Raw genomic sequence first — 420 nt, 5'->3', positions numbered from 1 at the left:
GCGCGCACGCGGACGGTGGGCAGTGGGGGCCTGAAGGGCCTTCCGGAGGCTCCAACGGTGTCCCCGGGGTCGGTGCCGGGCCGGCCGGTGGCCCTGGCGATGGCCCTGGCGGCCCTCCTGGCCTTCGGAAGCGCTTGCCGGGACGAACCCCCGCTGACGGGCGCCCGGAGCCTCCTGCGGGTCTCCCAGGAGGCCGTGACGTTCCCGGCCAGCTACCCCCGGGTGGAGCGGGTGGTGGAGCTCCGGGTGGTGAACGCGGGCCGGACGACGCTGGACGTGGAGTGGACGGCGCTGGCGGCCCCGTTCTCCGCGTCCGGGTTGCCCACACGCATGGCGCCGGGCGAGGTCCCGGTCCGGCTGTCCTACCGGCCGGAGGCCACGGGCGTGCTGACGGCCACGCTGGTGGGGCAGGCGCCGGGG

The 420-nt window shown here is 77.4% G+C and carries 1 pseudogene; it reads left to right on the top strand.

What is annotated here, in order from left to right:
- Window positions 1-57: 57 nt before the first annotated feature.
- Window positions 58-420, top strand: a pseudogene (locus D7X99_RS42090) (tenascin-X); the annotation flags it as partial.

Origin of the sequence: Corallococcus sp. AB032C (genome assembly GCF_003668935.1) — a bacterium.
Lineage (GTDB): Bacteria > Myxococcota > Myxococcia > Myxococcales > Myxococcaceae > Corallococcus > Corallococcus exiguus.
The sequence above is the reverse complement of the archived record's forward strand: the minus strand, read 5'-3'. Positions and strand labels throughout refer to the sequence as shown.